This window comes from Bradyrhizobium sp. CCBAU 51745 (genome assembly GCF_028128715.1).
Taxonomy (GTDB): Bacteria; Pseudomonadota; Alphaproteobacteria; order Rhizobiales; family Xanthobacteraceae; genus Bradyrhizobium; species Bradyrhizobium manausense.
In genome coordinates this window covers 397,756-424,551 of the sequence record NZ_LBJP01000007.1, presented here as the reverse complement: position 1 = coordinate 424,551, position 26,796 = coordinate 397,756, and the positions used below count along the sequence as shown (strand labels likewise).

Genomic DNA, 26,796 nt, shown 5'->3' with positions numbered 1-26,796 from the left:
AGGAAGAAGACGTGGGCACGCTTACGCTTTGCCCATCCTACGAGACCTTTGTTGTGGCTACGCCTTCTCCAGCGCCGCGGTCAGATCCTCGATCAGATCATCCGCATGCTCGAGCCCGGCCGAGAAGCGGATGAATCCCTCGCTGATGCCGAGTGCGGCACGATCTTCCGGCTTCAGCCGCTGATGCGTCGTCGTCGCCGGATGCGTGACCAGGCTCTTGGCATCACCAAGATTGTTCGAGATCTTTGCGAGCTTGAGCTCGTTGAGCACGCGGAATGCAGCCGCCTTGCCGCCTTTGACCTCGAAGCCGACCAGCGTCGAGCCGCCGCGCATCTGCTTCTTCACCAGAGCCGCCTGCGGATGATCCTCGCGGCCGGGATAGACCAGCCGCGCGATCTTGGGATGGCTCGCCAGCACATCGGCGATGCGCGCTGCCGTGTCGGTCTGCGCGCGCACGCGCACACCTAGCGTCTCCAGGCCCTTGAGCAGCACCCAGGCGTTGAACGGCGAGATCGACGGGCCGGTCTGGCGCATGAAATTGTGGATGTGCTCGGCGATGAAGGCTTCCGAGGACAGGATGATGCCGCCCAGGCACCGGCCCTGGCCGTCGATGTGTTTGGTCGCGGAGTAGACGACGACGTCGGCGCCTAACGCGAGCGGGCTCTGCCAGATCGGCGTCGCGAAAACGTTGTCGACCACGAGCCGCGCGCCGCCCTTGTGGGCGATCTCGGCAATCGAGGGAATGTCGAGCACGTCGAGCGTCGGATTGGTCGGGCTCTCCAGGAAGAACGTCTTGGTGTTCGGCTTCACCGCGCGTTGCCATTGGTCGAGATTGGCGCCATCGACCAGCGTGGTCTCGATGCCGTAGCGAGGAAGCAGATCCTGAATGACGTAGAGGCACGAGCCGAACAGCGCGCGCGAGGCCACGACATGGTCGCCGGCCTTGAGCGGCGCGAGGATCGCCGTCGTCACCGCGGCCATGCCTGTCGCCGCCGAGCGGGCCGCTTCGGCGCCTTCGAGCTCGATCATGCGGCGCTCGAACATCGCGATCGTCGGATTCGAGTAACGCGAATAGATGAAGCCGGGGTCTTCGCCCTTGAACCGCGCCTCGCACTCCTCGGCGCTGTTGTAGACATAGCCCTGGGTCAAAAACAGCGCCTCCGACGTCTCGCCATATTGCGAGCGCAGGGTGCCGGAATGGACCAGGCGGGTTTCGGGGCGGTAAGAGGCAGGCGACTTCGACATAGGACCCTCCGATATGACCGTCTTGTCGAGATGGTCATAAAAAAACCGGCCTGGATATCTCCACGGGCCGGGATCACAGAGGTCCCCGGCCTGTTTAGCGACTTATTTAACGTGGCTGCAAGCCGGCCGGCTCAAATCACCACGGGATAAGTGATGCTCATATTCCGCAATGCCCTTTCCGTCAAGGCGTCCATCGGATAGCCGTAAAAGGCTCGTATGTCCCGCAAGTCCGGATGTACGCGACCCCTGACGAGGACCCCCGGTTGACGTTCACGGTTGCCGCCGACGCCAATGGTATCCTGCCCGACCGCATGATCGCGGCGATGGCGGAAGCGGGCCTCATCCTGCCCGCCTATGATTTCGTCGAAAGCCAGATTCAGCCGGCGAGCCTCGATTTGCGTCTCGGCGATATCGCCTATCGCGTCCGCGCCAGTTTCCTGCCCGGTCCCGGCGCCACCGTCGCCGAGCGCATCGACCAGTTGAAGCTGCACGAGTTCAGCCTCTCCGACGGTGCGGTGCTGGAAACCAACTGCGTCTATATCGTGCCGCTGCTGGAGAGCCTGGCGCTACCGCCGGAGATCGTCGCGGCGGCCAATCCGAAAAGCTCGACCGGCCGGCTCGACGTCTTCACCCGCGTGATCGCCGACGGCACGCGCCGCTTCGATATGATCGGCGCCGGCTATCACGGCCCGCTCTATGCCGAGATCAGCCCGAAGACGTTTCCGGTGCTGGTCCGCGAAGGCTCGCGCCTAAGCCAAGTGCGCTTCCGCACTGGTGACGCCATCCTCAATGCCGATGCGCTCGATGCGCTCCATGCCACTGAACGCCTCGTCGACATCGACGATGCCGACCTCACCGGCGGCGTCGCCGTCTCGGTCGATCTCTCCGGGGAGAAGGGCAATGGCTTCGTCGGCTATCGCGCCAAGCGCCACACCGGCGTGGTGGATGTCGATCGCCGCTCCGGCTATGCGGTGGAAGATTTCTGGGAGCCGATCTCGGCCCGTCCCGACGGCAGCCTGATCCTCGACCCCGGCGAGTTCTACATCCTCGCCTCCAAGGAAGCCGTGCAGGTGCCGCCCGATTACGCGGCGGAGATGGTGCCGTTCGATCCGCTGGTCGGCGAATTCCGCGTGCACTATGCCGGCTTCTTCGATCCGGGCTTCGGCTATGCCGGTGCCGGCGGGCTAGGATCGCGCGCCGTGCTGGAAGTGCGCTCGCGCGAGGTGCCGTTCATCCTCGAGCACGGCCAGATCGTCGGCCGTCTCGTCTACGAGAAGATGCTGTCCCGCCCCGACGCCATGTACGGCCAGCGCATCGGCTCCAACTACCAGGCGCAGGGCCTCAAGCTGAGCAAGCATTTTCGGGTGTAGCTGTACCCCCGTCCTCAGCTGTCATTCCCCGCGAAGGCGGGGAATCCAGTACGCCCCGGCCTCTCGATTCAAGCACTGACACCTCTGGAATACTGGATCGCCCGGTCTTCGCCGGGCGATGACACCGGGCTAGTGTTGGTTGCTCAGCCCCATCCGCGATGACACACTCCCGCAAAACAACAAGCCGGGAGCAAACCATGACCGCCGCAGACGCCGCGCAAGCAGCGCAATGGAAGCGCTGGCGTGCGGTCGCCGATCTCTACCACGCCTATTTCACCGGCCTGATCCTCACTGTGGTGACGCGTCGCGGCACGGCCGACGCCGCCGAATTCGTCTTCCGCGTGTTCCGTCGCCAGCAGCAGGAGCGCTTCCTGCCGGGGCTCAGGAAGCTCGGGATCGATCATCTGCCGCCGGCGGTGGCGGCGGCGCAATATCACTATCTCTCCAACTGGATCGGCGGCGTGCATGTCGAATACATGTATGAGAGCGACATCAAGGCCTGGATCCGCTATCCGCCGCCGCGCTGGATCTGGAAAGGCGCGGCAATCTGCGGCGTGCCGGGCGAGGTCAGCCGCGCGATGCTGCGCGGCTGGCACGCCAACAACGGCGTCGCACTCGGTGATCTCCGGTTGGGCTTCGTCTGCACCAAGCAGAGCGTCGACGGCCAGGACGGGCTCGAAGGCTACTACCATCAATACGACCATCCGCTCGAACCGGATCAACGCCTCGTCTACGCGCGGCATCTGGAGGCGCCGCTGTTCGATCCGAAGACCGCGCCGGCGCTTCCCCTCGCTAGCTGGCCAAGGCCGCGGCTCGAAAAGGCCTATCGCAACTACGCCATGGAATATGTGCGCACCGCCGCGCCGGTGATGGTGCAACTATTCGGGCCGGAAGATGCCGGCTATCTCCTGCGCATCACCGGTAATCTGATCGGCATGCAGTTTTTCGATGAGATCGCGGCGCCGCTGGCGATGCGCCGCGGCGGCGCGAGCGCGTTTGCGCCCTTCCTCCGCGCGCTGTTCGCCGCGCAGGACGATGCGGCCGAGAGCACGCAATCCGAAGGCAGCTTCGAAATCCGCCAGCAGAGCTGGAAGCTGATGGACGGTGTCACTGACTATCACGGCGCCTGCGCCAAGGTGCTGGAGGGATTGCTCGAGGGACTCGCCGCAGGATGCGGCCGGCACATCGGCGTACACCTGCGCCCAACGGCAGGCGGCCGCCCACCGCTGGTCTGGACGATCGGTTAATTCCACCTATCGAAATGCGCTGCCGCAGGGCACGCCTGCACCTGACGCAGGAGGAATCGGCAACCAGCGTGCTAACAAGTGCGCAGCCGCGCCTTTCGCGCGAGCGAATGATTGATGCACCTAAGCATTGCCACGCCGCGAATGGCGGATTTGTCCGGGAGAGGAAATGACTGAGGTCGCCGAGATCCCGGTCGATGAGCAGGAACGTCCGCGACCGTCGCCCGCGCGCCCGGTACGGAGCGCGCTGACCGACGGGCCGATCCTGCGCACGCTGCTCTCCCTCGCCTGGCCGAACGTTGTCGCCCTGTCCGCCGGCACCTGCACGGTGATCGCCGAGACCTCCTATATCGGCCGGCTCGGCGTCGAGGCGCTGGCCGCGATGGCGCTGGTGTTTCCGACAGTGATCCTGACCATGACGATGTCGGGCGGCGCCATGGGCGGCGCCGTGGCCTCGGCCATCGCACGCGCGCTCGGCGCCGGCGATCGCGAGCGTGCCGGGACGCTGGCTGCGCATGCGCTGCTGATCGGCATCACCTTCGGCCTCGTCTTCATGCTCGGCATGTTGGTCTTCGGCCCTCAGGTGCTGACGATGCTCGGCGGCCGCGGCAATGTGCTGACGCATGCGATCGCCTACACCCAGGTGTTCTTCGGCGGTGCCGTGCTGCCCTGGCTGCTCAACACCATGGCGGGCGTGCTGCGCGGCACCGGCAACATGCGTCTGCCGTCGTTTCTCATCCTCAACTCTGCGATCTGGCAGATCGTGCTCGGCGGCACGCTGGGCCTCGGGCTCGGCCCGTTTCCGCAACTCGGCATGCGCGGCGTCGCCGCCGGCGCGCTGATCGCCTACTCCATGAATATCTGCGTGATGGGCTGGTACCTGTTCTCCGGCCGCGCCCGCGTCGTTCCAAAACTCCGCGGCTTGCGCATCCAATGGGTGATGTTCTTCGACATCCTCAAGGTCGGAGCCATCGCCTGCTTCTCGCCGCTGCAATCGGTGCTGACGATCTCGATCTTCACCCACATGCTGGCCAAATTCGGCACCGCGATCCTCGCCGGCTACGGCATCGGCGCGCGGCTCGAATTCCTGCTGACCTCGATCGCGTTCTCGTTCGGTATCGCCTGCGTGCCCATGGTCGGAATGGCGATCGGGGCGGGCCGCATCGCGCGGGCGCGCCGCATCGCCTGGACCGCCGGTGCCGCCGCCTTCGTGGCCGTCGGCGCGCCAGCATGCCTCGTTGCGATCTTCCCGGATCTCTGGGTCAACATCTTCACCGACAGCGCGGCCGTGCGCGCGGCGAGCCATCAATATCTCTCGACGGTCGGGCCGTTCTACGCGTTCTTCGGCCTTGCAACGACGATGTATTTCTCCTCGCAAGGTGCAGCCAAGGTGATCGGTCCTGTGCTGGCGCAGACCGCCCGGCTGATCTACATCGCGGGCATCGGCTGGTGGCTGTCGACGCATGACGCGAGCGCGCAAAGCTTCTTCTGGCTCGCCGCGAGCTCGATGGTCGTGCTCGGCGTGCTCTCGTGCTCCAGCGTGGTGCTGACGCGCTGGGGGCCACGAGACCCGAAACTCGCCGTCGGGCCTGTGCTGTCGGTTGCCGACTAACGATGCCTGTGGCGGCGATGGCCGCCGCCGACATTGGCGAGCCGCATCAGTTGCGGGATCATCGCCATCATGTCGCCGCTGCCGGCGCCGCCGAGCATGCCCATGATATCGCCGCCGCCCATGCCGCCCATCGGTGCATAGCCGGCGCCGTAATTGGGTGCGCCGAATCCGCCGCCGAGATTGCCGCCGGCGAGGCCGCCCATGCTGCCGCCCATCATTCCGCCAAGGCCACCGCCGCCGTTCTCCATCATGCGGCTCATCATCGGGCCCATGGTCTGCATCAGCATGGCGAAGCGGCGCTTGCCCATCTTCGCCTTCATCATCTCCAGCATCGGCGCCATCTGGGTCATCATGTCCCCGCCTCCGGCACCTCCGAGGCCTGCGAATTGCGCCTTCGCCGGCGCGCTCGAAATCGAAAACAGCAGCAGCACGGCAGCTGCCTGGCAGATCACCTTGTCCGCACCTCTCATGGCATGCTCCTCGCGTGCGTGGCGCCGCCGGGAGAGCGAGGCCGTCAGGACGCACGCGGCCATGGTTACGGCCGATGAGGGGCGGGCTCTGTGAGAAGGATCACGCTGCACGCGCATGATCCGGAAAAGTGTGCAGCGGTTTTCCCTCGCGACAAACGCGGAACGCGTTTGCGCGGAGATCATGCGCAAATTAAAAACTACGGGAAGGCCTTGTGCATGGCGGCGACAGCTAGCTTGGTCTGCTCCTGCACGTAAGCTGCAAGCTCGTTCGGCAGCATGTCGATGGTCCAGATCAGGCGGCAGCTTGCCTCGCCGTCGGCGATCACCTGCACCGAAGCGCTGTAATGTTTCAGCCGCTCGCTGCTGATCGCGTACACCAGCCGCTGTCTGATATCGTCGCAATCGACCAGCACTTCGCGCGCAACCGAGCCGTTGGCGAAGGTGACATCACGCGTATCGCCGTCGAGCTGGCATGCGGTGACGAAGCCCGGCACCAGCCGCTGAGGCAGCGCGCCGAAATCGCGCACCGCGTCCCAGACGTCGCGGGCCGGGGCGGGGAGGGAGACGTCGTTGTGGATGGAGGCCATGTTGTTTCCTCAAATGCGGAATCAGTAGGGTGGGCAAAGGTGCGCTCTTCGCGCGCCGTGCCCACCGTCTGCATCGTTGCGCGCATTGGTGGGCACGCTACGCTTTGCCCACCCTACGAGATCACGCGCGTGGCGATCGCTCACGTACAAACCGCCTCGACATTATTGCCATCGGGATCGATCAAGAACGCCGCGTAATAGGTCGGGCTGTAATCCTTGCGCGCGCCCGCGCCGCCATTGTCATGGCCGCCGCTGTTCAGGCCCTCGCGGTGAAACGCCTTCACGGCGTCATGGTCCTTGGCACGAAACGCGATATGCGCGCCGTCGGCCTTGCGGCCCTTGTTCAGATGCAGCCACAATGCCGGCTCGCCCTTCGGCCCGAAGCCGGCATAGCCGTCGCCGCTCGAGCACAGCACGTAACCGAGCGGCGCCAGTGCCGCGGTGTAGAACCGCGTGGCGGCGTCGAGGTCGGCAACGCGCAATCCGATATGGTCGTACATGATCATCTCCATTGCAAAGCGCGCCGCTCGTGGCGCGCACCGGAGACGAGCCTAGTCAGTTGAGGGCGAACCGCTCTTGGAGAATCTTGCGCATCCCCTTCGAGGCCTGGCGGAACCTGGTCGGCGACAGGCCGGCGGCGCGGTGGAAGGTGCGGACGAAGTTGGAGAGGTCGCCGAAGCCGACGTCATAGGCGATGTCGGTGACGGCAATGTCGTCGTCCGCGAGCAGGCGCGCCGCGTGCCGCAGCCGTGAGCGCACCAGATATTGATGCGGGGTGACGCCGAGCACGTTGGAGAACAGCCGCAGGAAATGGAACGGGCTCAAGTCCGCCAGGCGCGCGGCCTGTTCCAGATCGATCGCGGCATGCGAATTGGCGTCGATCCACAACGCGGCTTCGACCGCACGGCGCCGGTCGCGCGCCGTCGGCGCTACCCGCTTGCGCGGCTTGCCGGAGACGACATCGACAAAGCGGCCGGCGAGAATCTGGCCGACCTCGTCGAGGCCCAAATCGCTGTTGCCATCTGCCGCCGTCTGGGCAAGCTCGCCCAGCACCATCAACTCGGGCAGCGGCGGTGTCGCGCCGACCTGCCAGGTCTCGCGCCGCCCGCCGAGGGCATCGACCAGATTGTCGCTGAAGAAGAAACCGAGGCAGACGTCGCCGCAGACATGTTCATGCGTGCAGGTGTATTCCTCGCCGGGCGCGCCAACCAAAAGCGAGCCCGCCACCAGCTCGAAGAAGCCCGCGCGGCAATGGCAGCCAAAGCTGCCCGAGCGGACATAGGCGATGGAATGACCGGTGCGGCACTCTGCAAACGGCGTGTCGCCGGGTCCCGCGTCGCAGCGAAACTCGCAGACGGTCATCGACTGAGACGTCAGCAGCGTGGTCGCATCCATGCCAGCTATCTAGGCATGATCCGGAAAAGTGTAAGCGGTTTTCCGACAAGATCGTGCCCAGAAAAATAAGCCAAGGTGCGATCTGGATCGCGCCTTAGCTGGGTGAACGCGGCGGGGCAACGGGCAGCAGCACCTCGAACAGCGTCTTGCTGGCGATCGGGTGCGCGCCTTCGAGCGCCAGCAGGCGCCGCTTGGAGATCACCCCGCCATAAGGCGAAATCCGGTCGGCATAGCCGCCCGTTTCCAGCACGCGGTGGCAAGGCACGATGATCATGTAGGGATTTTTGGCGATCGCCTGAGCCACCGAATGCGCGGCGCCGGAGGCGCCCAGCGCCTTGGCGATTTCGTGATAGGTGCGCGTCTCCCCCCGCGGGATGGTGCAGGTGTATTCGTAGACCCGCCGGTTGAAGGCCGGCACGCCGCCGGCGTCGAGGCTGACGTCGGAAAAATCGGGGTCGCTGCCCTGCAGCAGGCCCACGATACCCTCGATGGCGAGCTCGGTGTTAACAGGCGCGACTTGCTCGCGCGCCTCGGGATGGACCTGGAAAATCCGGCGGCGGGTGTCGATCTCCCGTGCCTCGGGCAATTGCACGGCGACCACGCCGGTGCTGCTCCAGATGATGCCGCAGCGCCCTATCGCCGTGTCGAATATCGTGTAGGCACGCCCCACCATGCACACGCCCCACTCAGTGCACGCTGCTCCCCCCGACACGGCCATCATAACACTGCCACAATTCGGCGCACCTGGAATCTTGCCAGGACATTAACAACTGTCCGGCCTGACGCGCCAAACCGCTTGGCGCCGGACACCGTCTCGGCTAATCAGGATGGGCGCAGGACACGCGCATCGGCGGGCGTAGTTCAATGGTAGAACGGCAGCTTCCCAAGCTGCATACGAGGGTTCGATTCCCTTCGCCCGCTCCAATCACCCGGGACAGCAAATGGCCGACAAGGACGAAAGCACGCGCTTGGTCGCGATTGCCTGTGATCACGGGGGCTTTGCCCTCAAGGAAGCGCTGAAGTCCGCGCTATCAGATGTGACGTGGCTGGACCTCGGCACCGACAGCGCGGCGTCCGTCGACTATCCCGATTTCGCCCACAAGCTGGCCGACGCGATCAGGGACGGCAAGGCCAGGCGCGGCGTCCTGATCTGCGGGTCGGGCATCGGCATTTCCATCGCCGCCAACCGGCACGCCCATATCCGTTGCGCGCTCGTGCATGATGTCACCGGCGCACGGCTCTGCCGGCAGCATAATGACGCGAATGTTCTGGCGCTGGGCGGCCGCACGACCGGCGAGGTGGTCGCAAAGGAATGTGTCGAAGCGTTCCTGGGGACGGCGTTCGAGGGCGGGCGCCATCAAAAGCGCATCGACAAGCTCGGGACCTGCTAGCGACCGCTCAACCCGGCAAGCTGCGCAGGAAGTCGACCAGCGCCGCGTTCACTTCGGCGGGCCGCTCCTGCTGCGTCCAGTGTCCGCAGCCCGGCAGCATTTTGATCTCGCGCAGCTGTGGCACCCATTGCTTCATGTTGGCGAGATGCTCGGCCGCACCGGGGAAGGCGATCACCATGTCGAGGTCGCCGGCGATGAACAGCGTGGGCACTGTTACCTTGACGCCCTCGAACGCGCCCATCAGCTCCCAGTTGCGGTCGAGGTTGCGGTAGTAGTTGAGCGGCCCGCGAAAACCGCTACGGGCGAATTCGGCGGCGTAATAATCGAGGTCGGCGGCGCTGAGCCACGACGGCAACGGCACCGGCACTTTCGGCAGCATGCCGTCCTTGCGCGAGACCATGCCGACGCCTTTTGACGTCTGTCCGCTCGCGGCCGCCATGGCGCGAATGGCGGTGACGCCCTCGCCGGAGCCGCCGAACAGCATCGCGGCAAGCGCCTTGCGCGTATCCGCCTCGAACTCCGCTTCGGCGACGCCGGGCTGCTGAAAGTACAGTTGATAGAACTGGGCTTCCTCGGTCTGCGGCATCACGCTGGTCGGTCGCACCTCGCTGCGCGGGCGATACGGCACGCTGAGAATGGCAGCGGCGCGAAAGCGGTCGGGGCGCAGCCGCGCCGCGTGCCAGGCGATCCCCGCACCCCAGTCATGGCCGACGATGATGGCGCTCTTTGCCGCGAACGCATCGAGCACGCCGACGAGATCGCCGATCATGTGGAAGATCGTGTACTGGTCGATCGCTTCAGGCTTGTCGCTCTTGCCGTAACCGCGCATGTCGGGCGCGACGGCGTGGTAGCCGGCCGCCGCCAATGCCTCGAGCTGATGACGCCAGGAATACCAGCTTTCCGGAAAGCCGTGGCAGAGCAGCACCAGCGGCCCCTCGCCCTGTTCGGCGATGTTGAGGTTGATGCCGTTGGCTTTGATGATCCGCTGCGTCGGTCCGCTCATGTCATCGCCTCCCCGCTGCATGGTTGTTTGGTGCATCCTAAACGTTACTGCCCGGCGCGCAAAGATTCCAATATATTAGCCTCTCGCTCGCGGCACGCCCCGCTCCTCCGCTCTAAGCTCTCCCCTGTCCGGCGGATGCGGTCCCTGTGCCGGGCGATGTTCGGATCGGAAGGCCATGGACCAGCAAAAACTCGATCGCGCGATCGGTCGCCGCTTGAAGACTCTGAGGATGCAGGCAGGGATGACGTTGAACGAGCTCGCCAGCCGATCCGGCGTCAGCCGGGCCATGATCGGGCGGGTGGAGCGGGCGCAGAGCAGCGCGACGGCGGCGCTGCTGAACAAGCTCTGCGCGGCGCTCGATGTCTCGCTCAGCGACGTCGTTGCACTCTCGGAGAAGCCGCCGGAGCGGCTGACGCGCCTCGCCGACCAGCCGCAATGGCGCGATCCCGATAGCGGCTACCGGCGCCGACATGCCTCGCCCGTCGATGCGGCGAGCGGCATCGAGATCATCGTCGTCGACATGCCGGCCGGCGCGCGGGTGCCGTATAGCCCCTGGGGCCGCAACGCCTTCACCCAGCAGCTCTTGATGCTGGAGGGCGCGGTCTGCGTGCATATCGACGCCAAGACGGTGCGCCTGCGCGAGGGCGACTGCCTCGACTTCGACGTCATGCGCGCGGTGACCTTCGAGAACGAAACCAAGCAGGATGCCCGCTACGTCATCATCACCAGGCGCGGCACATCTTACGGGAAAATGTGATGCCGCTGATCATCCGGGACGCCACGCTGGAGGATGCCGCGGACATCCTCGCCATCTACAATTTCGCCGCGATCAACACCACGGCGGTCTGGACCGACGGGCCGGCCGATCTCTCTTCGCGGCGCGAATGGATCCGCGCAAGGCAGCAGGCGGGCTATCCCGTGCTGGTCGCGATGAAGGGCAGGGATGTCGTCGGCTTCGCCTCGTTCGGCGATTTCCGTCCCTTCCCCGGCTATCGCCACACCGTCGAGAATTCGGTCTATGTCGATGAGCGCCATCACCGCGCCGGCATCGGCCGCAGCCTGCTGGCCGCGCTGATCGAGCGCGCTGCGGCGATGAACAAGCATGCCATGATCGCCGGGATCGAGGCCCTCAATGCCGGCTCGATCGGCCTGCACGCCTCGCTCGGCTTTGTCGAGGTCGCCCGCATGCCGGAGGTCGGCTGCAAGTTCGGCCGCTGGCTCGATCTCGTCTTCATGCAGAAGACGCTTGCAACTGACGTGAGGCCGTGACGATGCAGATCCGTACCGGCGATACTTTTGACCCGCGCGTCGTCGCATTGCTCGACCATCACGTTACGGCAGCGCGGGCGCAGACCGCTCCGGGCAGCGCGCACGCGCTCGATCTCGCCGGGCTTCGTGCCCGCGACGTCGCGTTCTGGACCGGCTGGGACGGCGAGACGCTGGTTGCGACCGGCGCGCTGAAGACGCTCTCGGGCGAGCACGGCGAGGTGAAGTCGATGCATACGCTGCAGACCACGCGCCGCCGCGGCTTTGGTGGGGAGATGCTCCGCCACATCATCGCCGAGGCGCGCAGGCGCGGCATGACGCGGCTGAGCCTCGAGACCGGCTCCTGGGACTATTTCAAGCCGGCGCACGCGCTCTACCGGGCCCACGGCTTCGTGCCTTGCGCCCCGTTCGAGGGCTATGTCGAGGACCGCAACAGTCTCTTCCTCGCGCTGGATCTCGGTGCATAGAACCTTCTCAAGCGAAGTGGATAACGGTTGGCGCAATAAGGCGCGTCAAAACAAAGAGCTAGGCGAAGTCCTGCGCAACCGGCGCTCGAAAATGGCGTCCTGCCCCTCAAAATGAGTTGCGCACCTCAAAACGCCTCTGCTAGCCTTCAGCCATGGCTGAAGAGACCGCATCCGCCGCGCTGACGCTGAAGGACATCGCCCGCGAGGCCGGTGTCAGCCTCGCTACGGTCGACCGCGTCTTGCATAACCGTCCGGGCGTGCGGCCGGACACGGTCCGGCGCGTCCAGGAGATCATCGCGCGCAACGCCTTCCAGCCGCATGTGGCCGCGGCCGAGCTCGCCCGCGGCCGCGCCCGCCGGTTTGCCTTCGTGATGCCTGTCGGCGCCAACCCGTTCATGCTGCAGATCAAGGCCTATCTGGGCGAGATGTCGGCGTGGCTCTCTGCCCGCCGCCTCGCCGTTGAGATGGTCATCACCGACGTGTTCGACCCGTCGGTGCTGGCGGCCTCGCTGGAGGAGCTTGCCGGCAGCGAGTATGACGGCGTCGCGGTCGTCGCACTCGACCATCCGAGCGTGCGCGCCGCCATCAATGATCTCGTCGACCGTGGCATCAAGGTCGTGACGCTGGTGTCCGACGTGCCCTCGTCGCGCCGCCACCACTATGTCGGCATCGACAATATCGCCGCGGGCCGCACCGCGGGTGCGCTGATCGGAAGGCTGGTCGGCCAAAGATCCGGCAAGATCGCCATCATCGCGGGGTCGCAGGGCCTGCGCGACCATGCCGAGCGCATTTTCGGCTTCAATCAGGTGATGGCGTCGGAGTTTTCGCACCTCGACATCCTGCCTTTGCTCGAGGGGCGCGACGAGGACGACCGCTCTCAGCAGCTGATCTCGCGGCTGCTCGGCAGGCATCCCGATATCATCGGCCTCTACAATGTCGGCGCCGGCACGCAGGGCGTGGCCACCGCTCTGACCGAGGCAGGCCGCGCCAAGCAGATCGTCTTCATCGCTCACGACCTCACGGCGATGACGCGCAGATTGCTGCTGCAGGGCACGCTGGATGTCGCGATCTCGCAGAATCCGGGGCACGAGGCGCGCGCCGCCGTGCGCGTGCTGCTGTCGCTGGCACGTAACGAGCCGATCTTGAGTGAACAGGAGAAGATTCGCATCGACATCCTGATGCGGGACAATCTGCCGTAACCGAAAGGGCGCGGCGGTCGTGTGTTGAAATGAGTGATTGCGGCAAGCGCGACGTCAGATCGCGCACCGCGGCAGCGTGATCCGGAATGCAATGGTTGTCCGGACGAAGCACGCTCAAAACGAAGAGGGAGGACGCGTTTGTTTATCGGATTGGACATCGGCACGTCCGGTGTGAAAGCGGTGCTTGTGAACGAGGCCGGCGCGGTTGTCGCGACGGCCGCGCGCGAGCTTGCGCTGTCGCATCCGCAGCCGCTGTGGTCCGAGCAGGATCCGGCTTCCTGGGTCGAGGCCGCCATCGGCGCCGTCGACGATCTTGCCGCCGCTCGTCCCGGTGATGTCGCCGCCGTGCGCGGCATCGGCCTGTCAGGCCAGATGCATGGCGCCACGCTGCTTGACACCGATGGACGCCCGCTGCGGCCGGCGATCCTCTGGAACGATGGCCGTTCGCATGCTGAATGCGTCGAGCTCGAGCGCCGCTGCCCCTCGCTGCATGCTATCGCCGGAAATCTGGCGATGCCCGGCTTCACCGCGCCAAAGCTGCTCTGGGTCGCGCGGCACGAGCCGCAGGTCTTCAAGCGCGTTGCCAAGGTGCTGCTGCCGAAGGCCTATGTCCGCTACCGGCTGACCGGCGAGATGGTCGAGGACATGTCGGATGCATCAGGCACGCTCTGGCTCGATGTCGGCCAGCGCCGCTGGTCGGCGGAGCTGCTGCAGGCCACCGGGCTCGATCTGCACCACATGCCGCGCCTGGTCGAGGGCAGCGAGGCGAGCGCAACGCTCGCGGGCGAATTCGCACAGCGCTGGGGCATGGCAAAGAATGTCGTCGTTGCCGGTGGCGCCGGCGACAATGCAGCGAGTGCGATCGGGCTCGGCGCGATCGCACCGGGCGATGCCTTCCTGTCGCTCGGAACGTCCGGTGTCATCTTCCGCGTCACCGACAAATTTGCGCCGGCGCCGGCCCTCGCCGTGCACGCCTTCTGTCATGCGCTGCCCGGCCTCTGGCACCAGATGGGCGTGATGCTCTCGGCCGCCGCTTCGCTGGCCTGGCTCTCCAGCGTGACGGCGACACCGACAGCCTCGTTGCTCGCGCCGCTCGGCGACACCGTAACCGGGCCAGGCCCGGTGAAGTTTCTGCCCTATCTCGATGGCGAGCGCACGCCGCACAATGATGCAGCCGCGGCCGGCGCTTTCATCGGTCTGCGCGGCGCCACCGGGCGCGACGCAATCGTGCAGGCGGTGCTCGAAGGCGTCGCCTTTGCCGCGCGCGATAATCTTGCCGCGCTCGGCAGTGCCAGCTCGGCGATCTCCGAAGTCGATCTCGTCGGCGGCGGCTCCCGCTCGGCGCTGTGGGCGCAGATCTGCGCCGACGTGCTCGGCATTGCCGTGCATCGCGTCGAGGAGGGCGAGGTCGGCGCCGCGCTCGGCGCTGCCCGGCTGGGCCGGCTCGCCGCTCGGGGCGGAAATCCCGCGCAGGTCTGCACGCGTCCGCGGCGCCTTGCGACGTCAACACCCAACCCGTCGCGCGCTGCGGCCTATGACGAGGCCTATCAGCAGTGGCGCAAGCTCTACCCCGCGCTGAAGGAGTTTTCACTGTGAACGCGTTACCAAAATTCTTCGGCGCCGCCGACCCCGTCGCCTATGGCGGCAAGGACGCCAAGAACCCTATGACCTTCCGCTGGTATGACAAGGACCGCGTCGTCCGCGGCAAGCGGCTCGAGGATCATCTGCGCTTTGCGGTCTGCTATTGGCATTCGTTCTGCTGGCCCGGCGGCGATCCCTTCGGCGGCGAGACCTTCCTGCGTCCATGGCATCACGGCTCCGACGCCATGGCGATGGCGCGCGCCAAGGCCGACATCGCCTTCGAGCTGTTCCGACTGCTCGACGTGCCCTTCTTCACGTTCCACGACGTCGATGCCGCGCCCGAAGGCGCGACGCTCGCCGAATCCGTCGCCAACCTCAATGCGATCGGCGACATCTTCGAGAAGAAGATGGCCTCGGCCAAGGTGCGGCTGCTGTGGGGCACCGCGAACCTGTTCACGCATCGCCGCTACATGGCGGGCGCGGCGACCAATCCCGATCCTGACGTCTTCACCTATGCCGCCGGACAGGTCCGCGCCGCGCTGGAGGTGACGAACCGGCTCGGCGGGCAGAACTACGTGCTGTGGGGCGGCCGCGAAGGCTACGAGACCCTGCTCAACACCGATCTCAAGCGCGAGCTCGACCAGCTGGGCCGCTTCGTCTCGCTTGTCGTCGAGCACAAGCACAAGATCGGCTTCAAGGGCCCGCTTCTGATCGAGCCCAAGCCGAAGGAGCCGACCAAGCATCAATATGATTTCGACGTCGCCACCTGCTACGGCTTCCTGCAGCGCTACGACCTGCTCAAGGACGTCAAGCTCAACATCGAGCAGAACCACGCCATCCTCGCCGGCCATTCCTTCCAGCACGAGGTGGCCCTGGCCCAGGCGCTCGGCGTGTTCGGCTCGCTCGACATCAACAGGGGCGACGATCTGCTCGGCTGGGATACCGACCAGTTCGCCATGAACGTGCCGGAGCTGGCACTGGTGTTCCACGACATGATCAGGGGCGGCGGCTTCACCACCGGCGGTCTCAATTTCGATGCAAAGATCAGGCGTCAATCGATCGACCCTGATGATCTCATCCACGCCCATGTCGGCTCGATGGACGCCTGCGCACGGGCGCTGCTCGCAGCAGTCGACATGCTCGACGCCGAGGCGCTCACGGGGCCGCTCGCCGAGCGTTATGAGGGATGGACCGATAGCGAAGGGCAGGCGATCATGGCAGGCAAGCGATCGCTGGCCGATCTCTCTGATCGCGCGCTTGCCCCCGGTTTCGATCCGCAACCGCGGTCGGGCCGTCAGGAATATCTCGAATCTCTCGTCAACCGGTACGTCTGAGCGAGGCCCGAGCATGACAACTTCTTCGACAAGCGGCCAGCCGGTGCTGGAATTGACCGGGATCGGCAAGGAGTTCGGCGCGATCCGCGCGCTGCATGGCGTCAACATGCATGTCCATCCCGGCGAAGTGGTCGGCCTGATGGGCGACAACGGCGCCGGCAAGTCGACGCTGGTCAAGATCATCGCCGGCAATTTCCGCCCGACCCATGGCGAGATCCGCTTCGACGGCCATCCCGTCCACTTCAGCCGCCCGGTCGATGCCCGCGCGGTGGGGATCGAGGTCGTCTATCAGGACCTCGCGCTCGCCGACAATCTGTCGGCCGCGGCGAACGTCTTTCTCGGCCGGGAGCTCAAGCGCAAATTCGGACCCGTCGCGCTGCTCGATCACAAGGCGATGGCGTCGCGCGCGCTGGAGCTGTTCGGCGAGCTGCGCTCGGAAACCCGGCCGCATGATCTGGTCAAGCAGATGTCCGGCGGCCAGCGTCAGGCGGTGGCGATCGCGCGCACACGCCTCTCCAACGCCAAGCTGGTGATGATGGACGAGCCGACCGCCGCGATCTCGGTACGCCAGGTCGAGCAAGTGCTGAGCCTGATCCACCGTCTGAAGGAGCAGGGCGTCGCAGTGATGCTGATCTCCCACCGCATGCCCGACGTGTTCGCCGTGTGCGACCGCGTGATCGTCATGCGCCGCGGCGAGAAGCGGGCCGACAAGCCGATCCACGACACGTCCCCCGAGGAAGTCACCGCTCTTATCACCGGCGCGAAGGAGGCGGCGTAATGTCCGTACCCATGGAAAACCCGATCTCCTTCACCAATGTCGGCCGCAGCAAATGGTGGCATCGCGGCATCTTCGCCTCGCAGACCGGCTACGTGCTGCTGGCGCTGGTGGTGCTGATGATCGTGATGCGTTTTGCCAGCCCTTACTTCTTTACCGAGGGCAACATGCAGAACGTGGCGAAGAACTTTTCCTTCATCGCCATCGCCACGCTCGGAATCACCTTCGTCATCATCACCGGCGGCATCGATCTCTCCGTCGGCTCGATGATGTGTTTTTCCGCGATGATCACCTCCATGGTCATGGTCGAGCTGTCGGCGCCGGGATCGTATTTCGTCCACATGGCAGCCGATGGCAAGACGGTCGTCGCCAATGTGCCCGGATTGATCCTGCTGATCTCGCTGCTTGCCGGGCTGTTCACCGCGTTCATCGTCGGGATTTTCAACGGTTTCTGCATTGCGGTGCTCGGGCTGTCGCCCTTCGTCACCACGCTCGGCATGCTCTCGATCGTGCGAGGGCTGGCTTATGTCGTCTCGAACGGCCGTGGCAGCTTTCCGGGCGGGCCCGATGCCGATTTGTTCTACGCGTTGACCTCGGGTGACGTGTACGGCGTGCCCGCGCCCTTCATCTACCTGGTGATCCTCGCCGTCGTGATGGCGGTTGTGCTGCATCACACGAGTTTCGGCCGCCACGTCTTCGCGCTAGGCGGCAACGAGAAGGCGGCGGAGTTGACTGGTATTCCGGTCGTGCGCGTGAAGATCCAGGTCTATGTGATCTGCGCGCTCGCCGCCGGCCTGCAAGGCATCATCATCTCGGGCTGGCTGGGATCCGCGCCCGCGAACATGGCGACGTCCTACGAGCTCAACGTCATCGCCGCCGCCGTTATCGGTGGCGCCAATCTTGCCGGCGGCCTCGGCGGACCGCTCGGCGCCATCGTCGGCTGCGTGCTGCTGGAGGTGATCCGCAACGGCCTCGTGCTCGCGCAGGTCAACTCCTACTGGCAGCAGACGCTGGTGGGCGTGATCATCATTCTTGCTGTGCTGGTCGATCGCATCCGCTCGCGCATGACTTAACACTTAACCAGTTACTCCGGCAGGACAACGAAAGATCGTCTATCCGCCTGCCGGGGCATCACATCACAAATGGATAGGCATCAAAGTGTGGAGGGAATAGTATGAAGAAGCTTCTGTTGGCTGGCGTGACCATCGCGATGATGGCGACCCCGGCATTTGCCCAGACCTACAAGTTCGCCGTCGTTCCCAAGGCGATGAACAACCCGTTCTTCGACGTGGCGCGTGACGGCTGCCTGAAGCGCGCCAAGGAACTCGGCAATGTCGAGTGCATCTACAAGGGGCCGATCGAGCACGAGCCGGCGACGCAGGCGCAGATCATCCAGGACTTCATCACCCAGAAGGTGGATGGGCTCGCGATCTCGGTTGCCGACGTCGCGTCGATGACCAAGTCGATTGAGGCTGCGACCGCGGCAGGCATCCCCGTCATCACGTTTGACGCGGACGCGCCGGGCTCCAAGCGCATCGCCTATATCGGCACCAACAACAAGGACTTCGGGTTGGCGCTCGGCAAGCAATTGCTGCAGCTTCGGCCCGAGGGCGGCAAATATGCCATGGTCTCCGGTGGTCCGGGCGCCAAGAACCTCGCCGAACGTGTCGATGGTGTCCGCGAGGCGTTGAAGGGCTCGAAGTGGGTCGAGGTGCAGGGTTCGCCGACCTTCTGCAACGACGATTCCACGCTCGCGGTCCAGCAGATGTCCGACCTGCGCACCGCGACGCCCGATCTCGCCGCGATCGTTCCGGTCGGCGGCTGGCCGATGTTCGCGCCTGAGGGCTTCAAGGCCTTCGTTAACAAGAACAAGAAGGACATCGACAGCGGCAAGCTGACGCTCGTCGTTGCCGATACGCTGAAGATGCAGCTCGAGTTGCTGCGGGACGGCTACTCCAACGCGCTCACCGGCCAGCGCCCGTTCGAAATGGGCGAGAAGTCGATGGACACGTTGCTCGCGATCAAGAAGGGCCAGAAGGTTCCGGAGGTGATCTACACCGGCCTCGACCTCGTGACCAAGGATAACGTCGCTCAATTGTTGAAGTAGGAACGTTACCAGCCCAACGTTCCTGCGCTGACCACCCTCTCCCTTGTGGGAGAGGGTGGCTTCGCGTAGCGAAGCAGGGTGAGGGGTTCTCTCCGCGAGTCCCGCTCGTGTGATATGCGCCGAGAGAACCCCTCGTGCGCCTTGCCTTCGGCAAGGCACCTTCTCCCACAGGGGGAGAAGCAAGGGAGCCCGCAAAGTGAATAAGATGAAAAAAGCGCGGCTAGCTGACAATCTCGAAGTCACGTCAATCGGCCTTGGCTCGGCGCCGCTCGGCGGCCTGTTCTCGGCGGTCAGCGATGCGGACGCGGAGGCCACCGTCGCAAAGGCCTGGTCGCTCGGTGTCCGCTTCTTCGATACCGCGCCGCTTTATGGCTTCGGCCTCGCGGAACGCCGTTTGGGTGCTTTCCTGCGGCAACAGCAGCGCGAGTCCTATGCGATCTCGACCAAGGTCGGCCGCCTGCTGCGCGCGCCTGACAGTACGACGGTCGAGGACGATCATTTTAAGGACGCACCTGCGCTGCGGCCGCGATTTGATTTCAGCTATGACGGCGTGATGCGCTCGGTGGAGGAAAGCCTGGAGCGCCTCGGGCTCGATCGCGTCGACGTCCTGCTCGTGCACGATCCCGACGATCACTATGATGCCGCCGTCAGCGGCGCCTTCCGCGCGCTGATACGTCTGCGCGACGACGGCACCGTGAAAGCGATCGGTTCCGGCATGAACCAGTGCGAGATGCTCACGCGTTTTGCCGAAGCCGTCCCGGTCGATTGCTTCCTGCTCGCCGGCCGCTACACGCTGCTCGACCAGGGCGCGCTGGATGCGCTGTTCCCGATCTGCACTGCGAAGAATATCGGCATCCTGCTCGGCGGCATCTACAACAGCGGCATTCTGGCCAATCCGCACGCGGGCGCGAAGTTCAACTATGAGGACGCCGACGCGGCCCTCGTGGCGCGCGCGCTCGAGCTCGACCAGCTCTGCCGCAAGCATGGCACCGAGCTGAAGGCCGCCGCGCTCCAGTTCGGCATGGCCCATCCGGCCGTGACCGTTGCCGTGATGGGCGCGCGCAACGCGAGCGAGGTCGCCGACAATATCGCGATGTCGGAGCGCACGGTGCCGCAGGCCTTCTGGCAGGAGCTGCGCGCCAGGAACCTCGTCGACGCGCGGGCGCCGCTGCCGGGCGGAGCGTGAGTCATGGTCATCGACGCCCACCAGCATTTCTGGGATCCCGCGCGCGCCGACTACCCCTGGATGATGGCGCCTGAGCTGGCGCCGATCCGCCGCGCCTTCGGTCCCGCCGATCTCGCGCCACTGGTGCAGGCGAACGGCATCGATGCAAGCATCGTGGTGCAGTGCCGCTCGTCGCTGGCGGAGACCGAGGAATTCTTGGCGACGGCGCATGCCACGCCCTCCGTCATCGGTGTCGTCGGCTGGGCCGACCTGACCGACGCCGCGCTCGGCGATACGCTCGATCGCCTGCGCACCTTGCCGGGCGGCGCCAAGCTGGTCGGCATCCGCCACCAGGTTCATGACGAGGCCGATCCCGACTGGCTGCTGCGCACTGAGGTCCAGCGCGGACTGGGGGAAATCTTCGCCCGTGATCTCGCCTACGACTTCCTCGTCCGCACCCGCGAACTACCCGCCGCGATCGCAACCGCAAAAGCCTTTCCGCAAGCCCGCTTCGTGCTCGACCACGCTGCAAAGCCGCCGATCGCAGCTGGCGGCAGCGCCGAATGGTCCGAGCGCATCGCGCAGCTCGCAGCCTGCGACAATGTCTGGTGCAAGGTCTCGGGTCTCGCGACCGAAGCGAAGTGGGACGATTGGGACGCCGAGCGGCTGTTTCCGTATCTCCGGCACGTCGCGAATTGTTTTGGCGAGGATCGCCTGATCTTCGGCTCGGATTGGCCGGTGTGCCTGCTCGCCGGCAGCTACAGCGAGATCAAGAGCGCGCTGGAAGCGTGCTTGGCGAAGCTCGGCGAAAGCGTGCGCGAGAAGGCGTTCGGGGTGAATGCGAAGGCTGCGTATCGGCTGGCATGAGATAATGTGATGGACATAAGTTCGCGCCTAACCACAGCTGTCGTCCCGGCGAAAGCCGGGACCCATAACCCCAGGGAGTAGTTTGGCGAAGGCTAGTTGTTCGGTGCTTCCACCGCGCGCAATTGAGACATCACGCGGTGTGGGTCCCGGCTTTCGCCGGGACGACAATTCGAGTTTGGCCGCGCTCGCGCCTCACGCCCCCGCGGGCACCTGATCCAGGAATCCCGTAATGCTCTTGATCCGCCCGTCCTTCAGCACGGCGAAATCCGTCCCCTTGATCGGGCTGTCGACGCCGTCAGGGCCGAGACCCCACGAAAATCGGACATGGTCGCCGTAGCCGTTGGGCTCGCCGATCAGGCTGAACTTGAAGTCAGGAAAGCGCTGCTGCACGCCTGATATCAGGGCCTCGATGCCGTCCCTGCCATCGCCTTTCATCAGCGGATCGACATAGCTCGCATCCGCCGTCCAGTTTTCACTGAGCAATTCGCGCCGGCGATTTTGCGCGCGCTCGTTCCAGAGATCGATATAGCGGCGGGCGATGGTGATGGGGTCGGTCATGGTGCTCTCCTGCGATGGGGCCGTTTGGTTCGGCTGACCTGACTATCGAAGGTTCGCGCGCAGGGATCGATTACCTCGGAGATCATGTGCCCGCAAAAAAAAGAGCGCGATGGGTCTCATCGCGCTCCGGTCGTACGTCGATGCTGCGAAACTTACTTCGCCGCCGTCACCATGATCTCCACGGTGTACTGCGGCGCCGCGAGCTTGGCTTCGACGGTGGCGCGGGCGGGGGTGTTGCCGGGCGAGACCCAGCCGTCCCACACGGCGTTCATTTCCTGGAACGTCTTCATGTCGGTGATGTAGATCGTGGCCGACAGCAGCTTCGACTTGTCGGTACCGGCCTTGGCGAGGTGGCCGTCGATGGTCTTGAGGATGTCCTGGGTCTGCTTGGTCACGCTTTCGCCGGCCGCGTTGCTGGCGACGACGCCGGCGAGATAGACGGTGTCGCCGTGCACGACCACCTGGCTCATGCGCGGGCCGGTTTCAAAACGCTGGATGCTCATTTGCGGAATCTCCTTCAGGGAATGGCGGCCCTGTCTAGCCCAGCACCCCAAGCTGAGCCACCCCAGGCACGCATGCGTTGCCGGCGGCGCATGCATCCTCGATGACGCATGCGTCCCGCCTATCCCACCGCTTTTGCTGCCGCACGCCCGGCATTGCGGCCTGAGAACAGGCAGCCGCCGAGGAAGGTGCCTTCCAGCGAGCGATAGCCGTGCACGCCGCCGCCGCCGAAGCCTGCGGCTTCGCCGACCGCATACAATCCGGGAATGACGCTGCCCTCGGCGCCGAACACGCGCGAGTCGAGGTCGGTCTCGAAGCCGCCCAGCGTCTTGCGGGTGAGGATGTTGAGCTTCACCGCGATCAGCGGTCCCTGCGCGGGATCGAGAATCCGGTGCGGGGGTGCGGTGCGAATCAGCCTGTCGCCGATGTAACGCCGCGCATTGTGGATGTTCATCACCTGCGCATCCTTGACGTAGGGGTTGGCGATCTCGCGGTCGCGCGCCTCGATTTGCATCCTGACGTGCGCGAGCTTGAGCAGATCGTTGCCGGCGAGCTTGTTCATTTCGGCGACGAGGTCTTCGATCTTGTCGCGCACGATGAAGTCGACACCGTGGCTCTTGAACGCCTCCACCGGCGCCGGCGCGCCCTTGTTGGTGGCGCGGCGCAAGGTCATGCGCCAGCTTTTGCCCGTGAGGTCGGGGTTCTGCTCCGAGCCCGACAGCGCAAATTCCTTCTTGATGATGGCCTGCGTCAGGACGAACCAGGAATAATCATACCCCGTCGACATGATGTATTTGAGCTGGCCGAGCGTGTCCGAGCCGGGAAACAGCGGCGCCGGCAGTCGCGTGCCGGTGGCGTCGAACCACATCGAGGAGGGCCCGGGCAGGATGCGGATGCCGTGGCGCGGCCAGATTGGTGACCAGTTCTGGATGCCCTCGACGTAGTGCCACATGCGGTCGCGGTTGATCAGCCGCGCGCCTGTCTTCTCGGTGATGCCGATCATGCGGCCGTCGACATGCTCCGGCACCCCTGAAATCATGAACTTCGGGGGATCGCCGAGCCGCCTGGGCCAGTTCGCCCGCACCAGATCATGATTGCCGCCGATGCCGCCGGAGGCGACGATCACGGCCTGCGCCTTCAACGCGAACTCGCCGACGATAGTGCGCGACGAGCTCTTGCCGCGCTCGACATTGGTCGCTTCGAGGATCGCGCCGCTGACGCCATCCACGGTACCGTTAGTGATCGACAGCGCATCGACGCGATGGCGGAACCTGAAGATCAGCCGCCCGCTCTTGGCCGCCTCGCGCGCGCGGCGCTCGAACGGCTCGACGATGCCGGGCCCCGTGCCCCAGGTGACGTGAAAGCGCGGCACCGAATTGCCGTGGCCCATCGCGTCATAGCCGCCGCGCTCGGCCCAGCCGACCACGGGAAAGATGCGATGACCCATCGCGCGCAGCCAGTCACGCTTCTCAGCCGTAGCGAACGCGACATAGGCCTCGGCCCATTGGCGCGGCCAAAAGTCCTCGTCGCGGTCGAAGCCGGCGGTGCCGAGCCAGTCCTGCATGGCGAGCTCAAAGGAGTCCTTGATGCCGAGCCGGCGCTGCTCCGGCGAATCGACCAGGAACAATCCGCCGAACGACCAGAACGCCTGGCCGCCGAGCGACTGCTCGCCTTCCTGGTCGAGGACGATCACGCGCTTGCCGGCATCGGCAATTTCGGTCGCTGCGACCAGCCCGGATAGTCCTGCGCCGACGACAATGACGTCCGCCTGGTCAGCCCGAAGGTCGGTCATGAGTTCCCCCCTGTAGTTGCCCGGAATTGAAGCCCGTTGCCGTAACTGAGATCAAGGGCGTGTCGCGTAAGGCATCGTTAACTTGTTCCACTTTGGGATTGAGCCAGGCGGAGTGCAGCGCGGACGCAACACTGGATTTGAATTTGTTTTGAGCGAGCCGGCCTGCCTAGACAAAACCACGGTAACGACCGACGCTAGGCGCGCATCACCACCTGACACGCAGATTCGAAAACGACTGGGGCGGGGGCCAATGAAGTTTCTGACGGGGTTGCTTGCGGCGGCTTGCCTGATCGCTTGCATGGGGGCGTCTCACGCGGTGGTTCGGATCGCGGATGATCGTGGCGGCCGGATCGGAACCTACGTCGACAAATACCAGGACCTCAGGCAGTCAGGCGATACCGTCATCATCGACGGTCTCTGCGCCTCCGCCTGCACCATCGTCCTCGGCGCCATCCCGCACGACCGCATCTGCGTCACCTCGCACGCCACGCTCGGCTTCCATGCCGCCTGGGACTTCGGCAGCAACGGCCGCGCCATCACCAATCCCGAAGCCACCCAGATGCTCTATGCGATGTATCCCTCGCAGGTGAAGCGCTGGATCTCACAGCGTGGTGGCCTCACGCCGCACATGCTGTTCCTGCGGGGCAAGCAGCTCCAGGCCATGTACAAGCCCTGCTACATGGACGCGCAGGCTTCGGCCAACAAGCCATCGGCGAGGTAGTCCCTCGCTTCTCACGCTCACCTTCGTCATGGCCGGGCTTGTCCCGGCCATCCACGTTTTTGGGCACGCAAAGGAGGTTCGTGGATGCCCGGGACAAGCCCGGGCATGACGGGAGAACTCATCACCAATTGATCTCCGCTCGCCCCGTTTGGCTTGCCCGCCCGCGCCCAGGCGCCTATTTCAAAGGCAGGGAACCCGATCCTTGTCATGGCTCAACCACTGCATCAGGCGCATCCGCTAAGGGACAATTCGCCCACTGCCGGGCGCGCGCCGTCTGTGCTGCTGTGGACAGGGGCTGGCGTCGGTGGGCTTCTCGTGATCGGTGCGCTCGCGCTCTGGTTCCACTATGGCACCCAGGTGTTCTTCGAAATGATCAGGAGCGGCTTTGCCGCCTGCTTCTGACCCGCGACAGGAAGTTTTCCGCTCATGAGCTCCACTGCCCGTCCGCTGGTGATCGCGACCGCTTTCGCCGCAAGTCTCGTCCTCGGGCTCCTCATCATATTCTGGGCCATGGGCGGGGTCAGCAAGGTGGCGCAGCCGGCCGCGATCGGCGGCCCGTTCCAGCTCACCGACCAGAACGGCAAGACCGTCACCGAGGCGAGCCTCAAGGGCAAGCCGACCCTCATCTTCTTCGGCTACACCCATTGCCCTGACGTCTGCCCCACCTCGCTGTTCGAGATGTCGGAAGTGCTGCGCGCGATGGGCAAGGATGCCGACAAGGTCAACGCCGTCTTCATCTCGGTTGATCCGGAGCGCGACACGCCCGCGACCATGAAGGACTATCTCTCCAGCTTCGATCCGCATCTCGAAGGCCTGTCCGGCGATCCCGCCGAGACCGCCAAGGTGATCACCTCCTACCGGGTCTATGCCAAGAAGGTCCCGACCAAGGACGGCGACTACACCATGGACCACACCGCGCTGATCTACCTGATCGATCGCGACGGCCGCTTCGTCTCGCCGTTCAACCTGAAGCGGACCCCTGAAGAGGCGGCGGCGGATCTGAAGAAGTATCTGTAGGGACACCCCGCAGGCGGCGGGGGAGTGCATTTCGGCTCGCGTTCCCGGCCGGATGGTCTATAAGGCCTTCCGATCCCAACGAAATTCATGCATCTCCGGCCGATGGCTCCATCGCAACAGGCGAAATCGTCGAAATCTGCCCGTGGCTTGCTGATGGGGCTGGCCGTCACGGCCTGCCTGCTCGCAGGTTTGTCCTCGGCAAGGGCCCAGGCCCCTGCCAAGCGACCTCCCGCGGCGCCTCAGGCCACCACCCCGGTCGCGCCCCAAGCCGCTCCCCAGGCGGTGCCCGGCTTCTGGGACCCGCGGCGGCGGCCGGAGCGGCCGGACCTGTCGCGCCTGACCGTGATCCGCTTCCTGACCGAGACCGACTACCCGCCGTTCAACTTCACCGGTGCCGACGGCAATCCGGCCGGCTTCAATGTCGATCTCGCCCGCAGCCTGTGCGAGGAGATCAAGGTCAGCTGCACCGTGCAGATGCGCCGCTTCGAGACGCTGGTCGATGCGCTCACCTCCAACCGGGGCGATGCGATCATCGCCTCCATGGCGGTGAGCCCGCAGCTGCGCGCGCGCGTTGACTTCACCGATCCCTATTACCGCGTGCCGGCGCGCTTCGTCTCGCGCAAGGATGCGGTGATGCCGGAGATTCGCCCCGAATATCTCGAAGGCAAGAAGGTTGGCGTCATCGCTGGCTCAGCGCATGAGGCTTATCTGAAATCGATGTTCACCGACGCCGAGCTGCACCCCTATCCGAACGACGATGCCTTGCGCGCCGCCTTGCGCAAAGGCGAGGTCGATTTCATCTTCGGCGACGCCATCTCGTTGGCGTTCTGGATCAACGGCACCGATTCCGGCGATTGCTGCGCCTTCTCCGGCGGTCCCTTCGTGGAGAGCCGCTTCTTCGGTGAGGGTGTCGGCATTGCCGTGCGCAAGGGCAACGACGTGTTGCGCCAGGCCCTGAACTGGGCCCTGTTCCGCGTCTGGGAAAAAGGCCGCTACACCGATCTTTGGCTGAAGTATTTTTCGGTGAGCCCGTTTTAGGTTCGCAGCTCTTGAACCGAGCGGGCTGCCGTAGGGCGGGCAAAGGCGCGTCAGCGCCGTGCCCACGTCTTTAGAAATGGTGGGCACGCTT

29 protein-coding genes, 1 tRNA gene and 1 riboswitch are annotated in these 26,796 nt (G+C 65.1%); of the genes, 20 read left to right on the top strand and 10 right to left on the bottom strand.

The window, feature by feature from the left end:
* Positions 1-57: 57 nt before the first annotated feature.
* On the bottom strand, positions 58-1,245 hold the full coding sequence (locus XH98_RS09260) for an O-succinylhomoserine sulfhydrylase (protein WP_057745218.1): 1,188 nt from the start codon (positions 1,243-1,245) through the stop codon (positions 58-60).
* A 73-nt stretch (positions 1,246-1,318) separates the two neighbouring features.
* Positions 1,319-1,398: riboswitch (SAM riboswitch) on the bottom strand.
* A gap of 80 nt (positions 1,399-1,478) precedes the next feature.
* Here XH98_RS09260 and XH98_RS09255 point away from each other — a divergent pair.
* The 3 genes from XH98_RS09255 to XH98_RS09245 all read left to right on the top strand — a co-directional run bounded on the left by XH98_RS09255 (position 1,479) and on the right by XH98_RS09245 (position 5,471).
* On the top strand, positions 1,479-2,615 hold the full coding sequence (locus XH98_RS09255; RefSeq protein ID WP_442868562.1) for a 2'-deoxycytidine 5'-triphosphate deaminase: 1,137 nt from the start codon (positions 1,479-1,481) through the stop codon (positions 2,613-2,615).
* 197 nt (positions 2,616-2,812) lie between these two features.
* A complete protein-coding gene (locus XH98_RS09250) occupies positions 2,813-3,862 on the top strand; it encodes a hypothetical protein (RefSeq protein ID WP_271618419.1) in 1,050 nt (349 codons plus the stop codon).
* A 166-nt stretch (positions 3,863-4,028) separates the two neighbouring features.
* Entirely contained in the window at positions 4,029-5,471 is a 1,443-nt protein-coding gene (locus XH98_RS09245) for an MATE family efflux transporter (protein ID WP_271618418.1), read from the top strand.
* Here the strand turns inward: XH98_RS09245 and XH98_RS09240 are convergent.
* The 5 genes from XH98_RS09240 to XH98_RS09220 all read right to left on the bottom strand — a co-directional run bounded on the left by XH98_RS09240 (position 5,468) and on the right by XH98_RS09220 (position 8,596).
* Positions 5,468-5,941 carry a hypothetical protein gene (locus XH98_RS09240; RefSeq protein ID WP_271598687.1) on the bottom strand — a complete coding sequence of 158 codons (474 nt, stop codon included), beginning with the start codon at positions 5,939-5,941 and terminating at the stop codon, positions 5,468-5,470. The two genes, XH98_RS09245 and XH98_RS09240, sit on opposite strands and share 4 nt — an antisense overlap.
* Positions 5,942-6,138: 197 nt before the next feature.
* The gene (locus XH98_RS09235; protein WP_271598688.1) at positions 6,139-6,528 is read right to left on the bottom strand and encodes an SRPBCC family protein; all 390 of its coding nucleotides are present in this window, start codon (positions 6,526-6,528) and stop codon (positions 6,139-6,141) included.
* 140 nt (positions 6,529-6,668) lie between these two features.
* A complete protein-coding gene (locus XH98_RS09230) occupies positions 6,669-7,028 on the bottom strand; it encodes a VOC family protein (protein ID WP_271618417.1) in 360 nt (119 codons plus the stop codon).
* Positions 7,029-7,083: 55 nt separating this feature from the next.
* Entirely contained in the window at positions 7,084-7,923 is an 840-nt protein-coding gene (locus tag XH98_RS09225) for a helix-turn-helix transcriptional regulator (RefSeq protein WP_271618416.1), read from the bottom strand.
* Positions 7,924-8,017: 94 nt separating this feature from the next.
* Positions 8,018-8,596 carry a methylated-DNA--[protein]-cysteine S-methyltransferase gene (locus XH98_RS09220; RefSeq protein WP_271618415.1) on the bottom strand — a complete coding sequence of 193 codons (579 nt, stop codon included), beginning with the start codon at positions 8,594-8,596 and terminating at the stop codon, positions 8,018-8,020.
* Positions 8,597-8,773: 177 nt separating this feature from the next.
* Between XH98_RS09220 and XH98_RS09215 the strand changes: the two genes are divergently transcribed.
* Together XH98_RS09215 and rpiB are read left to right on the top strand one after the other, a co-directional pair.
* Positions 8,774-8,847, top strand: a tRNA-Gly gene (locus XH98_RS09215).
* A 17-nt stretch (positions 8,848-8,864) separates the two neighbouring features.
* Positions 8,865-9,314, top strand: a complete 450-nt coding sequence (gene rpiB / locus XH98_RS09210; protein WP_271598692.1) for a ribose 5-phosphate isomerase B — start codon at positions 8,865-8,867, stop codon at positions 9,312-9,314.
* Between the two features lie 7 nt (positions 9,315-9,321).
* Here the strand turns inward: rpiB and XH98_RS09205 are convergent, their stop codons facing one another.
* A complete protein-coding gene (locus XH98_RS09205) occupies positions 9,322-10,317 on the bottom strand; it encodes an alpha/beta fold hydrolase (RefSeq protein ID WP_271598693.1) in 996 nt (331 codons plus the stop codon).
* Positions 10,318-10,492: 175 nt separating this feature from the next.
* On the opposite strand from XH98_RS09205, the gene XH98_RS09200 reads away from it, so the two are divergent.
* The 11 genes from XH98_RS09200 to XH98_RS09150 all read left to right on the top strand — a co-directional run bounded on the left by XH98_RS09200 (position 10,493) and on the right by XH98_RS09150 (position 21,078).
* A complete protein-coding gene (locus XH98_RS09200; RefSeq protein WP_220004127.1) occupies positions 10,493-11,074 on the top strand; it encodes a helix-turn-helix domain-containing protein in 582 nt (193 codons plus the stop codon).
* On the top strand, positions 11,074-11,586 hold the full coding sequence (locus XH98_RS09195; RefSeq protein WP_162268319.1) for a GNAT family N-acetyltransferase: 513 nt from the start codon (positions 11,074-11,076) through the stop codon (positions 11,584-11,586). Before XH98_RS09200 ends, XH98_RS09195 begins: the two co-directional genes overlap by 1 nt.
* A gap of 2 nt (positions 11,587-11,588) precedes the next feature.
* Positions 11,589-12,050 carry a GNAT family N-acetyltransferase gene (locus XH98_RS09190; protein ID WP_271618414.1) on the top strand — a complete coding sequence of 154 codons (462 nt, stop codon included), beginning with the start codon at positions 11,589-11,591 and terminating at the stop codon, positions 12,048-12,050.
* A gap of 152 nt (positions 12,051-12,202) precedes the next feature.
* Positions 12,203-13,249 carry a LacI family DNA-binding transcriptional regulator gene (locus XH98_RS09185; RefSeq protein WP_271618413.1) on the top strand — a complete coding sequence of 349 codons (1,047 nt, stop codon included), beginning with the start codon at positions 12,203-12,205 and terminating at the stop codon, positions 13,247-13,249.
* A gap of 138 nt (positions 13,250-13,387) precedes the next feature.
* Entirely contained in the window at positions 13,388-14,845 is a 1,458-nt protein-coding gene (gene xylB, locus XH98_RS09180) for a xylulokinase (RefSeq protein WP_271618412.1), read from the top strand.
* Positions 14,842-16,164, top strand: coding sequence for a xylose isomerase (gene xylA, locus XH98_RS09175; protein ID WP_271618411.1), 1,323 nt, complete (start codon positions 14,842-14,844; stop codon positions 16,162-16,164). Before xylB ends, xylA begins: the two co-directional genes overlap by 4 nt.
* 13 nt (positions 16,165-16,177) lie before the next feature.
* Positions 16,178-16,942: an ATP-binding cassette domain-containing protein gene (locus XH98_RS09170; protein ID WP_271598698.1), complete on the top strand. Its 765-nt coding sequence runs from the start codon at positions 16,178-16,180 to the stop codon at positions 16,940-16,942.
* Positions 16,942-18,012 (top strand): ABC transporter permease, encoded by a 1,071-nt coding sequence (locus XH98_RS09165; protein ID WP_271598699.1) that lies wholly within the window; start codon positions 16,942-16,944, stop codon positions 18,010-18,012. The genes XH98_RS09170 and XH98_RS09165 overlap by 1 nt, the downstream gene beginning before the upstream one ends.
* A gap of 101 nt (positions 18,013-18,113) precedes the next feature.
* Positions 18,114-19,046, top strand: a complete 933-nt coding sequence (locus tag XH98_RS09160) for a sugar-binding protein (RefSeq protein WP_271598700.1) — start codon at positions 18,114-18,116, stop codon at positions 19,044-19,046.
* A gap of 205 nt (positions 19,047-19,251) precedes the next feature.
* A complete protein-coding gene (locus XH98_RS09155) occupies positions 19,252-20,232 on the top strand; it encodes an aldo/keto reductase (protein WP_271618564.1) in 981 nt (326 codons plus the stop codon).
* Positions 20,233-20,235: 3 nt separating this feature from the next.
* On the top strand, positions 20,236-21,078 hold the full coding sequence (locus tag XH98_RS09150; RefSeq protein ID WP_271618410.1) for an amidohydrolase family protein: 843 nt from the start codon (positions 20,236-20,238) through the stop codon (positions 21,076-21,078).
* Between the two features lie 192 nt (positions 21,079-21,270).
* On the opposite strand, the gene XH98_RS09145 is transcribed toward XH98_RS09150, so the two are convergent.
* The 3 genes from XH98_RS09145 to XH98_RS09135 all read right to left on the bottom strand — a co-directional run bounded on the left by XH98_RS09145 (position 21,271) and on the right by XH98_RS09135 (position 23,929).
* Entirely contained in the window at positions 21,271-21,636 is a 366-nt protein-coding gene (locus XH98_RS09145; protein ID WP_271618409.1) for a nuclear transport factor 2 family protein, read from the bottom strand.
* A 152-nt stretch (positions 21,637-21,788) separates the two neighbouring features.
* The gene (locus XH98_RS09140) at positions 21,789-22,139 is read right to left on the bottom strand and encodes a RidA family protein (protein WP_057742620.1); all 351 of its coding nucleotides are present in this window, start codon (positions 22,137-22,139) and stop codon (positions 21,789-21,791) included.
* Positions 22,140-22,258: 119 nt separating this feature from the next.
* Positions 22,259-23,929 carry an FAD-binding dehydrogenase gene (locus tag XH98_RS09135; protein WP_271598703.1) on the bottom strand — a complete coding sequence of 557 codons (1,671 nt, stop codon included), beginning with the start codon at positions 23,927-23,929 and terminating at the stop codon, positions 22,259-22,261.
* Positions 23,930-24,179: 250 nt separating this feature from the next.
* On the opposite strand from XH98_RS09135, the gene XH98_RS09130 reads away from it, so the two are divergent.
* The 4 genes from XH98_RS09130 to XH98_RS09115 all read left to right on the top strand — a co-directional run bounded on the left by XH98_RS09130 (position 24,180) and on the right by XH98_RS09115 (position 26,705).
* A complete protein-coding gene (locus XH98_RS09130; protein WP_057742624.1) occupies positions 24,180-24,650 on the top strand; it encodes a hypothetical protein in 471 nt (156 codons plus the stop codon).
* Positions 24,651-24,857: 207 nt separating this feature from the next.
* Positions 24,858-25,052 (top strand): hypothetical protein, encoded by a 195-nt coding sequence (locus tag XH98_RS09125; protein ID WP_271598704.1) that lies wholly within the window; start codon positions 24,858-24,860, stop codon positions 25,050-25,052.
* Positions 25,053-25,076: 24 nt separating this feature from the next.
* Positions 25,077-25,667, top strand: coding sequence for an SCO family protein (locus XH98_RS09120; RefSeq protein WP_057742628.1), 591 nt, complete (start codon positions 25,077-25,079; stop codon positions 25,665-25,667).
* Positions 25,668-25,769: 102 nt separating this feature from the next.
* Positions 25,770-26,705 (top strand): transporter substrate-binding domain-containing protein, encoded by a 936-nt coding sequence (locus tag XH98_RS09115; protein ID WP_271618408.1) that lies wholly within the window; start codon positions 25,770-25,772, stop codon positions 26,703-26,705.
* Positions 26,706-26,796 lie beyond the last annotated feature (91 nt).